Source organism: Dactylosporangium sp. NPDC051087, from assembly GCF_055586325.1.
Genome location: NZ_JBVJIJ010000024.1, coordinates 20,541 through 35,010, shown reverse-complemented (window position 1 = coordinate 35,010; position 14,470 = coordinate 20,541). Strand labels below are relative to the sequence as shown.

Annotated in this window: 13 protein-coding genes; 3 read left to right on the top strand and 10 right to left on the bottom strand. The window is 71.7% G+C overall.

Annotated features, from left to right (window positions below):
* Genes fliF through ACZ6TV_RS38355 form a run of 4 tightly spaced genes read right to left on the bottom strand, consistent with a single transcriptional unit; the run spans window position 1 to window position 2,688 of the window.
* Window positions 1-1,617 (bottom strand): flagellar basal-body MS-ring/collar protein FliF, encoded by a 1,617-nt coding sequence (gene fliF / locus ACZ6TV_RS38370; RefSeq protein ID WP_465303385.1) that lies wholly within the window; start codon window positions 1,615-1,617, stop codon window positions 1-3.
* Window positions 1,617-1,934, bottom strand: a complete 318-nt coding sequence (gene fliE, locus ACZ6TV_RS38365) for a flagellar hook-basal body complex protein FliE (protein ID WP_465303383.1) — start codon at window positions 1,932-1,934, stop codon at window positions 1,617-1,619. The genes fliF and fliE overlap by 1 nt, the downstream gene beginning before the upstream one ends.
* A 2-nt stretch (window positions 1,935-1,936) precedes the next feature.
* Entirely contained in the window at window positions 1,937-2,341 is a 405-nt protein-coding gene (locus ACZ6TV_RS38360; protein WP_465303381.1) for a flagellar basal body rod protein FlgC, read from the bottom strand.
* Between the two features lie 5 nt (window positions 2,342-2,346).
* A complete protein-coding gene (locus tag ACZ6TV_RS38355) occupies window positions 2,347-2,688 on the bottom strand; it encodes a flagellar basal body rod protein FlgB (protein ID WP_354782135.1) in 342 nt (113 codons plus the stop codon).
* Between the two features lie 220 nt (window positions 2,689-2,908).
* Between ACZ6TV_RS38355 and ACZ6TV_RS38350 the strand changes: the two genes are divergently transcribed.
* The 3 genes from ACZ6TV_RS38350 to ACZ6TV_RS38340 all read left to right on the top strand — a co-directional run bounded on the left by ACZ6TV_RS38350 (window position 2,909) and on the right by ACZ6TV_RS38340 (window position 8,043).
* The gene (locus tag ACZ6TV_RS38350; protein WP_465303378.1) at window positions 2,909-5,119 is read left to right on the top strand and encodes an MMPL family transporter; all 2,211 of its coding nucleotides are present in this window, start codon (window positions 2,909-2,911) and stop codon (window positions 5,117-5,119) included.
* A gap of 93 nt (window positions 5,120-5,212) precedes the next feature.
* On the top strand, window positions 5,213-7,057 hold the full coding sequence (locus ACZ6TV_RS38345) for a glycosyltransferase (RefSeq protein WP_465303376.1): 1,845 nt from the start codon (window positions 5,213-5,215) through the stop codon (window positions 7,055-7,057).
* A 2-nt stretch (window positions 7,058-7,059) separates the two neighbouring features.
* The gene (locus ACZ6TV_RS38340) at window positions 7,060-8,043 is read left to right on the top strand and encodes a glycosyltransferase (protein ID WP_465303374.1); all 984 of its coding nucleotides are present in this window, start codon (window positions 7,060-7,062) and stop codon (window positions 8,041-8,043) included.
* A 55-nt stretch (window positions 8,044-8,098) separates the two neighbouring features.
* Here the strand turns inward: ACZ6TV_RS38340 and ACZ6TV_RS38335 are convergent, their stop codons facing one another.
* The 6 genes from ACZ6TV_RS38335 to ACZ6TV_RS38310 form a co-directional block, all read right to left on the bottom strand.
* On the bottom strand, window positions 8,099-10,282 hold the full coding sequence (locus ACZ6TV_RS38335) for a glycosyltransferase (RefSeq protein WP_465303372.1): 2,184 nt from the start codon (window positions 10,280-10,282) through the stop codon (window positions 8,099-8,101).
* A 41-nt stretch (window positions 10,283-10,323) separates the two neighbouring features.
* Entirely contained in the window at window positions 10,324-10,656 is a 333-nt protein-coding gene (locus tag ACZ6TV_RS38330) for a hypothetical protein (protein WP_465303370.1), read from the bottom strand.
* A complete protein-coding gene (fliS, locus tag ACZ6TV_RS38325; RefSeq protein ID WP_465303368.1) occupies window positions 10,653-11,039 on the bottom strand; it encodes a flagellar export chaperone FliS in 387 nt (128 codons plus the stop codon). The genes ACZ6TV_RS38330 and fliS overlap by 4 nt, the downstream gene beginning before the upstream one ends.
* A gap of 59 nt (window positions 11,040-11,098) precedes the next feature.
* On the bottom strand, window positions 11,099-12,457 hold the full coding sequence (gene fliD, locus ACZ6TV_RS38320; RefSeq protein WP_465303366.1) for a flagellar filament capping protein FliD: 1,359 nt from the start codon (window positions 12,455-12,457) through the stop codon (window positions 11,099-11,101).
* 69 nt (window positions 12,458-12,526) lie between these two features.
* On the bottom strand, window positions 12,527-13,381 hold the full coding sequence (locus tag ACZ6TV_RS38315; RefSeq protein ID WP_465303364.1) for a flagellin N-terminal helical domain-containing protein: 855 nt from the start codon (window positions 13,379-13,381) through the stop codon (window positions 12,527-12,529).
* A gap of 159 nt (window positions 13,382-13,540) precedes the next feature.
* Complete coding sequence (locus tag ACZ6TV_RS38310; protein ID WP_465303362.1) at window positions 13,541-14,395, bottom strand: flagellin N-terminal helical domain-containing protein; 855 nt, start codon at window positions 14,393-14,395, stop codon at window positions 13,541-13,543.
* Between the last annotated feature and the right edge of the window lie 75 nt (window positions 14,396-14,470).

The following is a 14,470-nucleotide window of genomic DNA, read 5'->3' as shown; positions in this document are numbered from 1 at the left end:
TCAGCCGCGCCGGTCGGCGAGCCAGCCGCGCAGCAGCTGGGCGACCTCGTCGGGCTGCTTCTCGACCATCTGGGTGATGTCGCGGAAGCGGCCGTCGCGGTCGAACTCCGCGCCGGGGCCGCCGGCGCCTTCGAGCTCGGGGGTGCCGCCGATCCCGCCCTGGCCCTCCAGGGCGAGCTTGGCCCGCGCCGCCTCGATGGCCGCCTGCATCTCCTCCAGGGCCGCGTTCTGCTGGTCGGTGAGCTTGACCTTGTCGGCCTTGCGCCGCCGGCGGCCGGACAGCGCGGCGACGATCAGCAGGATCAGCAGGGCCAGGATGATCAGGCCCATCTGGATGTACTTCTGCTGCAGCTCACCCTGCTCGGCCTTCGCGGCGTCCGCCTCGGCGCTCGCCTCCGCGTCGGCCTTGGTGGTGTCGAAGGCCATCGAGCTGACCGCGATCTGGTCGCCGCGGGTCGCGTCGAGGCCGACGGCGGAGGAGACCAGCTGCTGCAGCTGCGCCTCGTCGATCTTCGCCTTCGAGCTGTCGACGATGACGGCGACGGCGAGCTTGCGCACCGCGCCCGGCGCCGACTTCTTCGTCTCGGTGACCATGCCGACGGCGTTGTTGCGGGTCTCGGTGGACTGCTGGTAGGTGCCGTCGCCGCCGGCGCCCGTGCCGTTGGGGACCTGGATGTTGTCCGGGCCGAGGACGCCGCCGACCGGGGTGCCGTTGCCGCCGGTGTACTGCTCCGACGTCTTCGACTCCGACAGCGGCGGGACCGCCGGGTCGGCGACGTACTTCTGCGTCTTGGTCTCGGTGGCGTCGAAGTCGAGGTCGGCGGTCACCTGCACGACGGAGTGCCCCGGCCCGACGACGGTGTCGAGCATGTTCTGCAGCGCGTTGTTGAGCCGCGTCTCGTAGGCGGACGTCTGCCCGGACTGCCCGTCCGGTGAGGACCCGGCGCCGTCGCCGGATCCGGACAGGACCTTGCCGTTGGCGCCGACGACGGTGACCGCCTCCGGCTCCAGGCCCTCGACGCTGGAGGACACCAGGTGCACGATCGAGGTGACGGCGCCGCCCGGGATCGGTTTGGTGCCGGTGTCCACCAGCACCGACGCGGTCGGCGCGAGCTGGTCGTCGGTGAACACGTCCTTCTGCGGGATCGCCAGGTGCACGGTCGCCTTGTTGACGCCGTTGATCGCCTCGATCGTCTTGCCGAGCTCGCCCTCCAGGGCCCGCCGGTACGTGACCTGCTGCATGAACTCGCTGGTCATGACGCCCTGCTTGTCCAGCAGCGCATAGCCGGCGTCGCCGGACGCGGGCAGCCCGGCACCGCTCATCGAGATCCGCAGGCTGTACACCTGGTCGCTCGGGACGTTGATGGTGCTGCCGCCGTCGGACAGCGTGTAGGTGACGCCGTCGGCGTTGAGCTTGTCGACGATCGCGCTCGCGTCGGCGGCGGCGAGGTTGGAGAACAGCGGCGCCATGGTCGGCTTGCCGGCCCACGTCGCGAAGAAGTAGCCGCCGATCGCGAGGGCGAGCACGGCGACGATGGTGACCGCGCGCTGCCCGGGGGTGAACGCGGCCCAGCCGTCCTTGCCCCGCCGCAGCAGAGCGGTGAGCCGGTCGCGCATCAGGCCTGCATCCTCATGATCTCGTTGAAGGACTCGAGGGCCTTGTTGCGCACGGCGACGGTGAGGCTGGTCGCGAGGTTGGCCTCGGTCGCGGCGATCATGTAGTCGTGCACGTCGGTGAGGCGGCCAGTGGCGGCCTGCACGGCGAGGTCGTCGGCGTGGTCCTGGACCTGCTGCAGCTGCTGCAGGCCCTGCGCGACCATGGCGCCGAAGTCGGCGCCGGACGTCGACGGGCCGGCCGGGTCGGACGCGGTGAGCGGGGCGATCGGGGAGATGGCGGGGATCGCGCCCGTGGCCTCGATGGCGTTGACGGTCATGATCAGCCCTTCCCGATCTGGATCGCGGCCTGGTACGCGTCCTTCGCCCGGTCGACGACGGTGAGGTTCGCCTGGTATCCGCGCTGCGCCATGATCATCTGCGTCATCTGCGAGCCGAGATCCACGTCGGGGTACTTGACGTAGCCCTCCCGGTCGGCGAGCGGGTTCTCCGGCTCGTACACGAGCCGGCCCTTGGGGTCGCCGAGCGCGGTGCCGGCGACGACCACGCCGCCCTCCCCGGTGCCGTAGTCCACGGCGCGGGCCTGCACGTAGCGGGCCCGGAACACCTGCCCCGACGTCGACTGGGCGTCGTTCATGTTGGCGACGTTGTCGGCGACCGCGTCGAGCCACTTGCGGTAGACGGTCACACCCGTGCCGGCGATGCCGATCGCGCTGAAGATGGTCATCGCCGTCAGCCCCTGATCGCGGTACGCAGGAGGATGAACTTGTCGTCGACGCCGCGCAGCATCGTCTGGTACCGCAGCCCGGTGTCGACGTTGGAGAGCACCTCGTGGTCGAGGTTGACGTTGTTGCCGTCCTCGCGGGTCGGCTCCATCGAGCGGGCCACGGCGATCGACGCGTCCTGGGGCCGGCCGGCCTCGACCGCGCCGAGCAGCGAGTCCTCGAACGACACCTTCCCGGCGAGGAAGCCGGGTGTCTCGATGTTGGCGATGTTGTCGGCGATCACCCGCTGCCGTTTCGCCAGGCCCGTCAGGGCGCTGTGCAGGGTGACCGACGTGACGTCCTCGAACACGGCAGGGATGCTCCCGTCCAGGTGAAAAACGGTTCCGCTCGCGGTGTGTCGCCGGTCCCTGGCTGCCTCGATGAGCGATCCTTGCTCGTTTGAGCTATCGGCGTCATCGACCCGGGGTTGAGGAATACCGCTCGGGGAAAACCCCCACGGCGCGAATCCGGGTGCGAGTCGGGTGCAGCCCGGATGTCCGCGGCGCCGCCGGTCCATAGCGTCTCTGTACGTGGAGAAGAGACCAGTTACCGTACGGGTGGCGCGCTGGAGCGCGGAACACCCTTGGCGCGCAATCGCACTGTGGGTCGTGTTCGTCGCTGTCTGCTTCATCGGCGGCAACATGGCGGGGACCGTCGAGGCCAGCAACTCCGACCAGGCGATCGGCGAGTCCGGCCGGGCCGGCGTCATCGTCGACGACGGCAAGTTCGACAACCCGGCGACCGAGAGCGTCCTCATCACCGCCCTGTCGGGCGGGTTGGACCGGACGGCCGCGGACAAGGCCGCCGCCGACGTCGCGACCGCGATGAAGGCGCTGCCCGAGGTCGCGTCGGTGAGCGACCCGCTGCCCTCCCACGACGGCAGCGCGCTGCTGGTCCGGGTCACCATGAGCGGCGACCCCGACACCGCCCAGGACCGGGTCGGCAGGCTGCGCGACGCCACCGCGGACGTCCAGCGCGCCCACCCCGGGCTGCGGGTCGAGGAGACCGGCGGCGAGTCCATCGGCCAGGCCATGGACGAGACGCTCGGCAAGGACTTCCAGCGGGCCGAGTTCCTCAGCCTGCCGGTGACGTTCGCGATCCTCATCGTCGCGTTCGGCGCGCTCATCGCCGCCGGCGTGCCGGTGCTCCTCGCGCTCTCGTCGGTCGCGGCCGCGCTCGGCCTCTCGACGCTCGCCTCGCACCTGGTCCCGTCGACCGACACCACCGCCAGCGTCATCCTGCTCATCGGCATGGCCGTCGGTGTCGACTACTCGCTGTTCTACCTGCGCCGCGAGCGGGAGGAACGGGCCAAGGGCCGCCGGCACCTCGACGCCGTCGAGATCGCCGCCGAGACCTCCGGGCACGCCGTCGTCGTCTCCGGTGTCGCCGTCACCATCGCGATGGCCGGGCTGTTCCTCGCCGGCGACGTGGTCTTCTCGTCCCTCGCCGCCGGCTCGATCCTGGTCGTGCTCGTGTCCGTGATCGGCTCGCTGACCGTCCTGCCGGCGCTGCTGTCGAAGCTCGGCCGCTGGATCGACCGGCCCCGCGTGCCGGTCCTGTGGCGGCTCACCCGGCCCCGCGCCGAGAGCGAGGGCCAGTCGAAGGTCTGGAGCTTCATCCTGCGGCCCGCCCTGCGCCGGCCGGCGATCACCCTGGCCGTCTCGGTCCTGGCCCTGCTGGCGCTCGCCGCGCCGGCCCTGACGATGCGGCTGAGCTTCCCCGGCATGGAGGACCTGCCGCGCACCACGCCGGCCATGCAGGCCTACGACCGCCTCGTCAAGGCGTACCCGAGCAACGGCACCGTGCACACCGTCGCCGTCCGCGTCCCGGCCGGCCAGCTCGACGCCACGAAGGCGGCACTGGCCGAGCTCGCGAAGGCCGCGGCCGCGGACCCGCTCTTCGCGCCGCTGGACGAGGCACCGGACATCCAGGTCTCCGCCGACGGCAGCGTCGCGGTGCTCGACGTCGCCACCCCGTACGCCGGCCGCTCCGCGCAGGCGAAGGAGTCCCTCGACCGGTTGCGGCAGGTCATGGTGCCGCAGACCGTCGGCAAGGTGGCCGGCACCGACACCGCGGTGGGCGGCTTCGTCGGCGCGGACGTCGACTACGCCGAGCACGTCAAGCAGAAGCTGCCGCTCGTCGTCGGGTTCGTGCTGATCCTGACGTTCCTGGTGATGGCGTTCACGTTCCGCTCGGTGGTCGTCGCGGTCACCTCGATCGGGCTCAACCTGCTCTCCGCCGGCGCCTCCTACGGCCTCGTCGTCCTGATCTTCCAGGGCACCTGGGCCGAGGGCATCCTGGGCTTCACGTCCATGGACGCGGTCGTGTCGTGGCTGCCGCTGTTCCTCTTCGTGGTGCTCTTCGGCCTGTCGATGGACTACCACGTCTTCGTCGTCAGCCGCATCCGCGAGGCGGTCAGGCAGGGCATGCCGACCCGCGACGCGGTGGCGCACGGCATCACCGGCTCCGCCGGCGTGGTCACCAGCGCGGCGATCGTGATGGTGGCGGTGTTCTCCATCTTCGCGACGCTGAGCACCATCGACATGAAGCAGCTCGGCGTCGGTCTCGCCGCCGCGATCCTGCTCGACGCGACCGTCATCCGCGCGGTCGTCCTGCCCTCGCTGATGACGATGCTCGGCAACGCCAACTGGTGGGCGCCGCGCTTCATGCGCCGCCGCGAGGTGCCGCCGCCGCCCGCCCCGGTGCTCGAGGGCGAGCTGGTCGGCGCCGGCCGGCACTGACCGCACCGCTCGACCGGCCGGCTCCGTTTCCTAAGACGGTGCCGGCCGGTTGCCGATCAGGTCACCGTGGCCCGGAATTCGCGGCGGCCCTGCGTGGCCGTCATCCTCCCGTCCCGTGACGCCGTCGCCTTCGAGCGCTGCACCGGCCTGGCCCGCCAGGTCGCCGCCCGCGGCTGGGACGTGCTGACCGTCGAACCCCGCCCGGCGACCGGCGCGGTCGCCCTGCACGACCTCGGCGTCGCGCAGGAGGTGCACCGATTCGCCCTCGACGTCGGCGCCGCGCCGTACCTGGGCGACACGCCGTCGGAGGCGCTGCTGTGCGAGCTGATCGCCGGTCGGCCCGTCGACGCCGTCCACCTGCACCTCGCCGGTGACCTCGCCGACCCCGCGATCATGGAACGCGCCTGGCTGCTCGGCGTCCCGGTGGTCGCCAGCGTCCACGCCGGCTGGCACCCGCCGCCGGGCGAGCCCGCGCAGGTCTACCTCACCGACCAGTTCACCCGCGCCGACCTCGTCTGCGTCGCCGACCAGCGGGGCCTGCACGCCGACTGGCTCGACCCCGGCAGCCCGGTGCTCGACCACTCCAGCGGCCTGGCCGGCCACGGCTGGGCGGACGTCTACCAGGAGCTCGCCGGCGACCTCGCGCCGCCGCGGACCGCGCTCACGATGAGCGTCGTCGTCACCGCGGACGACCGGCCCGCCGCACTGCCGGCCTGCCTCGCGGCGCTGTGCGAGCAGACGCTGCCCGCCTTCGAGGTGGTCGTCGCCGGGGACGACGCCGCCGGGGCGGTCGCGGCGCGCTTCCGGGACCGGCTCGACCTGGTCTTCGTCGGGCACGACGGGCCGCCGTCCGAGGCGCGCAACGCGGGCGTCGAGGCGTCCCGCGGCGACGTCCTGTGCTTCGTCGACGCCGGGGACGAGCCCGCGCCGCGCTGCCTCGCCGAGCACCTGCGCACCCACGCCGAGCACGGCGCCGAGGTCGACGCGGTCCTCGGCCGGACCGGACCGGCCGCCGGCACCGCCACGACCGTCGAGGCGTGGCTCGCGTTCCGCGGCCAGGCGCACCTGAGCCATGAGGGAATCCGGCACCTCGGCGTGGGGGAGTGGCACCAGTTCTGGGACCGCCGCTGGTCGATCCGCCGCGGCGCGCTCGGCGACGCCCGCTTCGAGCTGCCGGCCGCCGGCGACGCCGACCTCGCCTACCGGCTCTGCGAACGGCCCGGCGGGCTGCGGGCCGTGCACAACCGGCACGCCGTGCAGCGGGTCCGGGCCGGCTTCGACGTGGCGTCGCTGATCGACCGGGCCGGGCGGACCGGCGCGGCCCGCGCCCGGCTCGCCGAGCGGCACCCGGCGCTGCGCACGCATCCCGCGTTCCGCGCCACCACCTACGAGGCGACCGCCCGGAAGCTGACCCGGCGCACCGACGCCCGGCTGCGCCTGCTCACCGCGACCTGGCCCGGCACGCTCGAGGAGCTGCGCGCGCTGCCCGACCCGCACGGCAAGGGCACCCTGCTCGACCGGCTGCACTCCGACCTCGTCACCGTCACCTCCATCGAGGTGAGCGTCGGCTGGCTGCTCAGCGGCCGCCGGGCCGCCGCCCGGGAGGAGGGCCGCCCGGTCCGGATCGGGGTCAGCGCCCTGTCGCCGCTGCTCGGCGACGTGACCCGGGAGGTGGCCGCGCTCCCGCCGGGCGCCGCGGTCCTCGTCGTGGGCGTCCCGCCGGGCGCCCGGTCCGACGGCCCGGTCGACGCCGGCGCGGAGGTGCTCGCCTGCGCCGACGCCGACGACCTGTGGCGCGCCTGCGACATCGTCTGCGCGTTCACCCCGCCCGGCGGGCACGATCCCTACCGGCACGCGATGCCGTTGCCCCGCGGCCCGCTCGACGTCTCGTTGCGCGAGCTGCTGCACACCCGCGACCTCGCCGGGAGCCTCCGATGACCATGACCAGCACAGACCGCCAGCTCATTCCCCGCGTGTTCCACCGGATCAGCTTCGGCGGGCCGCTGACGGACCGGGCGCGGGCGTTCGGCGAGACGTGGCGGCGCCACCACCCGGGCTGGGAGCTGCGGCTGTGGCAGGAGGACGACGTGCCGCCGCTGATCAACCAGGCCGCGTTCGACGCCGCCGCCTCCCCGGCGCGCAGGGCCGACATCTTCCGCTACGAGCTGCTGCTCACCCACGGCGGCGTGCACCTCGGCACCGACTTCGAGTGCTTCCGCAACATCGAGGACCTCCTCACCGGCGTACGGGCGTTCACCGCCCGCGAGGACGGCTTCCACGCGGGCATCGGCCTGTTCGGCTGCGTCCCCGGCCATCCGTTCCTCGCCGCGGTCGTCGCCGCGCTGCCCGACGCGCTGGCCTGGCAGACCGCCGGCGAGCCGGCGCAGACCGGTCCGGAGCTGCTCACCCGGGTCCTCGCCGAGCAGGACGCGCTCGGCCGGGAGATCCCCGCCGTCCTCGGGTCGGAGCTGTTCTACCCGTACCACTGGACGGAGCCGCACCGGGCGGGCGAGACCTTCCCGGACGCCTACGCCGCCAACCACTGGGCGCGGCCCGGGCAGCGGCCGGCGGCCGCGCCGGCGCGTGAGGACAGCAGCCGCATCACGGTCGTCGTCGACCCCGACCTGATCGAGACGGCGGCGGTCGTCCTGTCCGGTGCGCTGGAGGTGGCGACCACGGTCCCCGGTGTCGAGCTGGCCCTGGTGGTCCAGGGACTGCCGGAGGTCACGGACGCGGTCGGCGACTCGATCGCCGGGGTGATGCGGGAGCTCGCCGACGGCCGGACCCTGCCGGAGATCGTGGTCTACGGCGAGCCGGAGGGCGAGTCCCTGCCGTCCGCCGTGCGGGTCACGCTCAGCGACGACCCGGCGGTCAACGCCCGCTCCGTGCTGACCCTCGCCCTGGCGTACGGCCCGCGCACCTGACCTGACCGACTTCGCCGCCGGCGCTCGTCGAGCACCGGCGGCGAAGCGTGCGTGCTCAGGCGTCGGCGAGCTCGATCGAGTCCGACACCTTCGGGGCGAGGATCCGCATCTCCTCCAGCACCGGGGCGCTCTGGTCGTCCGGCACCTCCGACAGCGCGTCGTTGAGCAGCGGCAGCGCCGCCTCGTCGTGGAACATCTCCAGCGCGATCGCCGCGGCCAGGGTCCGCTCCCGCGGTGTACGCCTTGGATCCTCGGACAGCGCGAGCAGCGTGCAGCGCTCGGCGAAGCCGTGCTGGCGCAGCCGGGCCGACCACTCCATCGCCCGGATCAGCGGGACCAGCCGGCCGACCCGCGCGGCCACGGTCAGCACCGTCGGCTCACCGGGGTACCGGCGCCACAACGCCTCCAGGAGCTCGTCGGCGGCCTCCGGCGGCGCCTCCGCGATGCCGAACAGCAGCCCGCGCAGCCCTTCGCGGGGCAGCACCTCGGCGACCTCGGCCAGGCTGCCGTCGGCGGCGCCGAGCACCTGCGCCATCCGCGACACGGGCACCGGCACCCGGCCCTCCCGCAGCGACTCGCGCAGCCGCTGCGCCGCCTCCTGGTGCCGGTCCAGCCGGCTGAGCGTGTCGATCTCCAGCCCGGCGAAGCGGCCCCTGCCGACGCCGTACAGCAGGTCGTTCATGCCCGACTCCGGCAGGCTGGTGACGATCTCCAGGGCGCGCTCGTAGTCGCCCTCGGCGAAGCGCAGCTTGACCTCGTGCTCGTCGACGGTGAAGCCCTTGCTGGCGATGCGGCGCAGCTCCTCGATCGTCTCGTTGGCCTCGGTGAGCCGGTTCAGCGCCAGGTAGGCGTCGGCGAGGATCTTCAGGAACAGCACGTGGTGGCTGTTCTCCTTCGCCTGGGCCAGGCCGCGGCGGGAGGTGACGATCGCCTCCTCGACGTGCCCGGAGCCGATCTGGGCGCGGGCGAGGTTGCCGATGGCGGTGATCCCGCTGACGTCCTCGGCGGCGAGCTCGGCGAGGCGCAGGTTGCGTTCCGCCTTGCCCTTCACCGTCTTGCGCAGCTCGGTGTACCCGGTGTGGTTGAGCACCAGCGCCGGCAGCTGGCCGCCGACCTGGGCGTACCCGGTGATCCGGTCGACGACCTGTTCGTGCAGCCGCCCGTACAGGCGCGACGGTGCCCTGCGGAAGAGCCGCGGGAAGTAGATGGTGCTGATGCCGGAGCCGCCCTCGTGCCCCTCCTGGTTGTCGATGGTCACGAAGAAGGCGTTGGCGTCGCTGGCCGCGACGGCCTCCCGGACGGCCCGGATGTTGCCGGTGAAGATCTCGTCCGCGTCGACCCACAGCGCCCACCGCCCGCGGCAGTGCTCCAGGCAGCGGTTGCGGGCGTCGCCGAAGTGGTCGTTCCAGAAGCCCTCGATGACCCTGGCGCCGTGGGCGCGCGCGACGGCGACCGTGTCGTCGGTCGAGCCGGTGTCGTAGACGACGATCTCGTCGACCAGGTCGCGGATCGCGTCCAGGGACCGGCCCAGCACGTCGGCCTCGTCCTTGACGATGAACGACGCGCTGATCAGCGGCGCGTCGGCCGGGTCCACGAACTCGGCCCGCAGCCCGCACGACGGCGACGCGACGTGCGCGACCAGCGCCGCGTGCGCGATGGTGATGCGGCCCTGCGCGGCGAGCCCGTCCCAGGGCAGGTCCGCGGTCGGCCCGCCGGCGATGGCGAGCGCGTCGCGGCGGATCGCCACGCACACCGGTCCGAGCCGGTCCACGTCGCTGAACTCGCCGCGATGGTCCTGCCGCCACTGCCGGGCGTAGGACTTGAACGCCGCGGCGCTGCCCATCGCCTCCGGGGGCAGGCCGGCGTCCTGGGGGCCGAAGCTGAGGTGGCAGCGCGGGCCGGTGGCGACCACGGACGGGTCGTGGAAGGGCTCCAGGACCGGGTCGAGCCAGTGCGCGGACAGCACGACGTCGCCGTCGACCATCACGATGATCGGGTGGCGGGTGGCGTCGACGCCGGCCGCCCAGCGCTCGGCGGTGCTGGATCCGGGGGCCGGCTCGATCACCTTCAGCCAGGTCTCGCCGCGCAGCTCGGCGCGCAGGTCGGGACGCTCCGGTGGCAGGACGCAGACCACCTCGTCGCGCAGGCCGAGGGTGGACCGCAGCGACAGCAAGCAGGCGTGGAAGTCGTCGGGGCTGCCGCCCGCGGCGACGATCACGGACACCGGGATATGGGTCATGCCGACCACATCGGCCGTTTCGGGCGCAATCGAAGTGCTTTTCAGGTGCGGTTGTCGACGTACACCGGGACCGTGTCGATCGCCTCGCGGTGCAGCCGGTTGACCAGCCGCGCCTGCTGGCGGTTGCCGGCCATCGCGATCGTCAGCTCCCGCGCGAGGTCCAGCTGCCGCTGCACGAGCCGGCGGGCCCGGTCCGCCAGGGCGATCGGCAGCGGCCCGAGCCCTTCCGGCGGCGTGAACGTCACCGGCGTCACCGGCGCGGACTCCAGCACGTCACGGTGGCGCAGCATCTGCTCGACCTCGTCGGCCTCGAGCTCCATCGCGTCGAGCGCCGCGCCCCACGCGGTGTCCCATTCGCCGGCCGGCGAGGTCACGGGCCGGACCCGATCACCTGCGCGGCGGCCTCCCGCCACGCGTCGCGCAACTGTTCGGCGAAGCTCTGCACGTGCTCGACCTTGCTCCGGTCGCCGCTCACGTTGGCCTGCATCAGCTCGGTGATCAGGTAGCTGTACAGCGACGCGAGGCCGGGCCCGCCGCTCCACGCGGAGGTGTCCAGCGTCGCCCGGAGCTCCATGATGATCTCCTGGGCGTGCTGGATGCGCCCCGACGCCGTCTGCCGGTCACCCTGCTCCAGGGACTGGCCCGCGATCATCAGGTCCAGCACGAGCCGGTCGTAGAGCATGACGAGCAGCCGGGACGGGGGAGCGGTCGCGACGCTGTCACTGACGTAGCGGTTGCGCAGTGCTTGTGTGGTCATACGTTCTCCAGGGCCAAAGGGGAATCGGCGGCGGCAGCGGCAGTGGTACCGGCACCGGCCTAGCCGAGCGAGGCGAGCTGGCCCGACAGCCAGTTGCCCTGGTTCTTCAGCTTGCCCAGCGCGGTCTCCATGGCGCCGAACTGCTTCTGCAGCGTCGCCTGCCGGGCCTGCAGCCGCACGTCCCAGTCGTCGACGCGCTTGTTGAGGTCGGTGATCGCGTCGTTGCCGCTGGTGATCAGCCGGGACAGCGTGCCGGTGTTGGTCTGGGTCGCCTTGTCCGCGGCGGCGGACAGCTTGTCGGCGAGACCGGTCTTGAGGGTGACGTCGGTCTGCGCGGTGTTGATGAACAGGCCCTCGACCTTCGCCGGGTCGGCCTCCAGCGCCGCCTTGAACTTCGCCTTGTCGAAGGTGAGCTGGCCGTCGCGGGTCAGCTCGATGCCGATGTCCTTGTAGCTGCCGCCGGTGGAGGTGCCGCCGGAGACCGTGTTGAGCACGGAGCTGGCGACCGACGACATCATGCTGTTGCCGGCGAGCGGGCCGCCGGGGACCGCGCCGCTCTTGTTCTTGGTCTGGCCGGCGATCTCCGACAGCGCCGAGTTCGCCGCGTCGACCATCGCCTGGACCTTCGTGGCGACGCCCTCGGTGTCGCTGGCGACGGTGACCGTGACCGGCGGGTCGGTGGGGGCCTGCACCTTCGTGGCGGTGACGGTGAGGCCGCTCATCAGGTCCTTGAACGTGTTCGTCGACGACGTCACCTTCAGCGGGGTGAGCGGGTCGCCGACGAGCAGCTCGGCGTCCGCGCCCGTGGACACGGTCTGCTCGGCGCCGAGGGAGAAGGGGTTGGCGCCGTTGAGGTCGAACACCGACTGCGCGCCGGTCGTGGTCGACGTCAGCTGCATCGTGTACTGGCCGGGGGACACCTGGAACGCGGTGGCCTTCACGCCGAGGTCGGCGGTGCCGTTGATCGCGTCGACGACGCCCTTGAGCGAGCCGTCGGCGACCGTGACGCTCTTCGGCGTGCCGTTGACGTTGATGTTGAACGACCCCGGCGCCATGATCTGGTCGGTGGTCGCCGAGACCGTGCTGGAGAAGACCATGGCGTGCGCGGAGGCCAGCTTGCTGACCCGGAAGGACAGCGAGCCGCTCTGGGCGCTGCTGGTCGCGGTCGTCGAGGCGGTCGCCGCGTCGGAGCTGGACGTGGCGACGCCACCGCGCCAGGCGGTCGGGTCGACCAGCGCCTTGGACGCGGTCATCAGGGCCTTCATCTTCGTGTTGATGCCCTGGTACGCGGTGACGACCTTCTGCTGCGTGGCGACCTTGGTCTTGAGGGCGGTCTGTGGGGCGGCCTCGACCTGCATCAGCCCGCTGATGACCGACGAGGTGCTCATGCCCGAGATGAGGCCGTCGACGCTACCCATGCTGGTACCTCCGTGAGACAAAGCGTGCGGGGAGGAAACCTCGGTCCCCTCCCCGCGCTACGAGCGCTGTCAGCGCAACAGCGACAGCACGTTCTGCGGTGCCTGGTTGGCCTGGGCCAGCATGCTCGTGCCGGCCTGGGTCAGGATCTGCGACCTGGTGAACGAGACCATCTCCTGGGCCATGTCCGTGTCCCTGATGCGGGACTCGGACGCGGACAGGTTCTCCACGGCGACGTTCAGGTTGTTGATCGTGTGTTCGAAGCGGTTCTGGTACGCACCGAGCGTCGCCCGGGCGGTGGAGACACCCTTGATCGCCGTGTCGATCGCGGTGATCGCGGTGCTCGCGTCGGTCACCAGGTCGAGCGCGCTGGTGCCGAGGCCGGTGGAGTCGAAGCCGGTCACGGCCACGCTGCCGAAGGCGGCGGTGCCGAGACTGACGGTGATCTGGTCCGCGGTCGCCGTGTTCGCGCCGACCTGGAAGGTGCCGACGTACGTGGTCGACGGGTCGAGCAGCTTCTGCCCGCCGAACGACGTGGTCGTCGCGATCCGGTCCAGCTCCTGGTTGAGCTGGCTGAACTCGGTCTGCGCGGCGGCCCGCGCGTCGGCGTCCTGCGAACCCGTCGAGGCCGCCTGCACGGAGAGGTCACGCATGCGCTGGAGGATGGAGTGCGTCTCGGTGAGCGCACCCTCAGCGGTCTGCACGACCGAGATGCCGTCCTGGGCGTTGCGTACTGCGACCTTCAGGCCGCCGATCTGCGAGCGCAGGCCCTCACTGATGGAGAGGCCGGCGGCGTCGTCGGCGGCCCGGTTGATCCGGAAGCCCGAGGACAGTTTCTCCAGCGACTTGCTCATCTGGTTGTCGGTCACCGACAGGTTCCGGTAGGAGTTCTGAGCGGCGATGTTGTTGTTGATCCTGAGACCCATGTCAGTTCCTCCTTGAGCTCGGTCCGGCCGTCCGTGGCCTGTTCAAGCAGCCGATCGGCCGGGTCCGGGGCGAGTTGAGAAGAAACTGGCAGGGCACGGCGCCCTGGTTGGGTGCCGTGCCCTGTCATGCCCTCGTCAGGTCATCAGACTCCAGCTCCGTTAGCGCAGCAGGGAGAGGACGTTCTGCGGCGCCTGGTTGGCCTGGGCCAGCATGCTGGTGCCGGCCTGGGTCAGGATCTGGGAGCGGGTGAACGACACCATCTCGGAGGCCATGTCCGTGTCACGGATGCGCGACTCCGAGGCGGACAGGTTCTCCACGGCCGTGTTCAGGTTGTTGATGGTGTGCTCGAACCGGTTCTGGTATGCACCGAGCGTGGCCCGAGCGGTCGAAACACCCTTGATCGCGGTGTCGATCGCGTCAATGGCCGCGGACGCGCCGCCAACGAGATCGAGTGCGTCGGTCCCGAGGCCGGTCGAGTCGAAGCCGGTCACAGCAACGCTGCCGAAGGCCGCGGTGCCGAGGTTGACGGCGATCTGGTCTGCGGACGCCGTGTTGGCGCCGACCTGGAATGTGCCCGTGTAGGCAGCCGAACGGTCGAGCAGCTTCTGCCCGCCGAACGACGTGGTGGTCGCGATCCGGTCCAGCTCGGCGTTCAGCTGAGTGAACTCGGTCTGCGCGGCCGTGCGCGCATCGGTGTCCTGCGAACCCGTGCTCGACGCCTGAACGGACAGGTCACGCATACGCTGCAGGATGGAGTGCGTCTCGGTGAGCGCACCCTCAGCCGTCTGCACGACCGAGATGCCGTCCTGAGCGTTGCGCACCGCGACCTTCAGGCCGCCGATCTGGGACCGAAGACCCTCGCTGATCGAGAGGCCTGCCGCGTCATCGGCGGCCCGGTTGATCCGGAAACCCGACGACAGCTTCTCCAGCGACTTGCTCATCTGGCTGTCCGTGACCGAGAGGTTACGGTAGGCGTTCTGAGCAGCGATGTTGTTGTTGATGCGAAGACCCATGAAGTTCCTCCTTGAATCGGGTCACAGACCGGGCCATCCGTGGCCCGCTCGTACTCAACATCGGCGCTTCGCCTT

Excerpts from the sequence above, each read along its gene's own strand:
- fliF (WP_465303385.1), bottom strand. The coding sequence starts at position 1,617 with ATGCGCGACCGGCTCACCGCTCTGCTGCGGCGGGGCAAGGACGGCTGG.
- fliE (WP_465303383.1), bottom strand. The coding sequence starts at position 1,934 with ATGACCGTCAACGCCATCGAGGCCACGGGCGCGATCCCCGCCATCTCC.
- ACZ6TV_RS38360 (WP_465303381.1), bottom strand. The coding sequence starts at position 2,341 with ATGACCATCTTCAGCGCGATCGGCATCGCCGGCACGGGTGTGACCGTC.
- ACZ6TV_RS38340 (WP_465303374.1), top strand. The coding sequence starts at position 7,060 with ATGACCAGCACAGACCGCCAGCTCATTCCCCGCGTGTTCCACCGGATC.
- ACZ6TV_RS38335 (WP_465303372.1), bottom strand. The coding sequence starts at position 10,282 with ATGACCCATATCCCGGTGTCCGTGATCGTCGCCGCGGGCGGCAGCCCC.
- fliS (WP_465303368.1), bottom strand. The coding sequence starts at position 11,039 with ATGACCACACAAGCACTGCGCAACCGCTACGTCAGTGACAGCGTCGCG.
- fliD (WP_465303366.1), bottom strand. The coding sequence starts at position 12,457 with ATGGGTAGCGTCGACGGCCTCATCTCGGGCATGAGCACCTCGTCGGTC.
- ACZ6TV_RS38315 (WP_465303364.1), bottom strand. The coding sequence starts at position 13,381 with ATGGGTCTCAGGATCAACAACAACATCGCCGCTCAGAACTCCTACCGG.
- ACZ6TV_RS38310 (WP_465303362.1), bottom strand. The coding sequence starts at position 14,395 with ATGGGTCTTCGCATCAACAACAACATCGCTGCTCAGAACGCCTACCGT.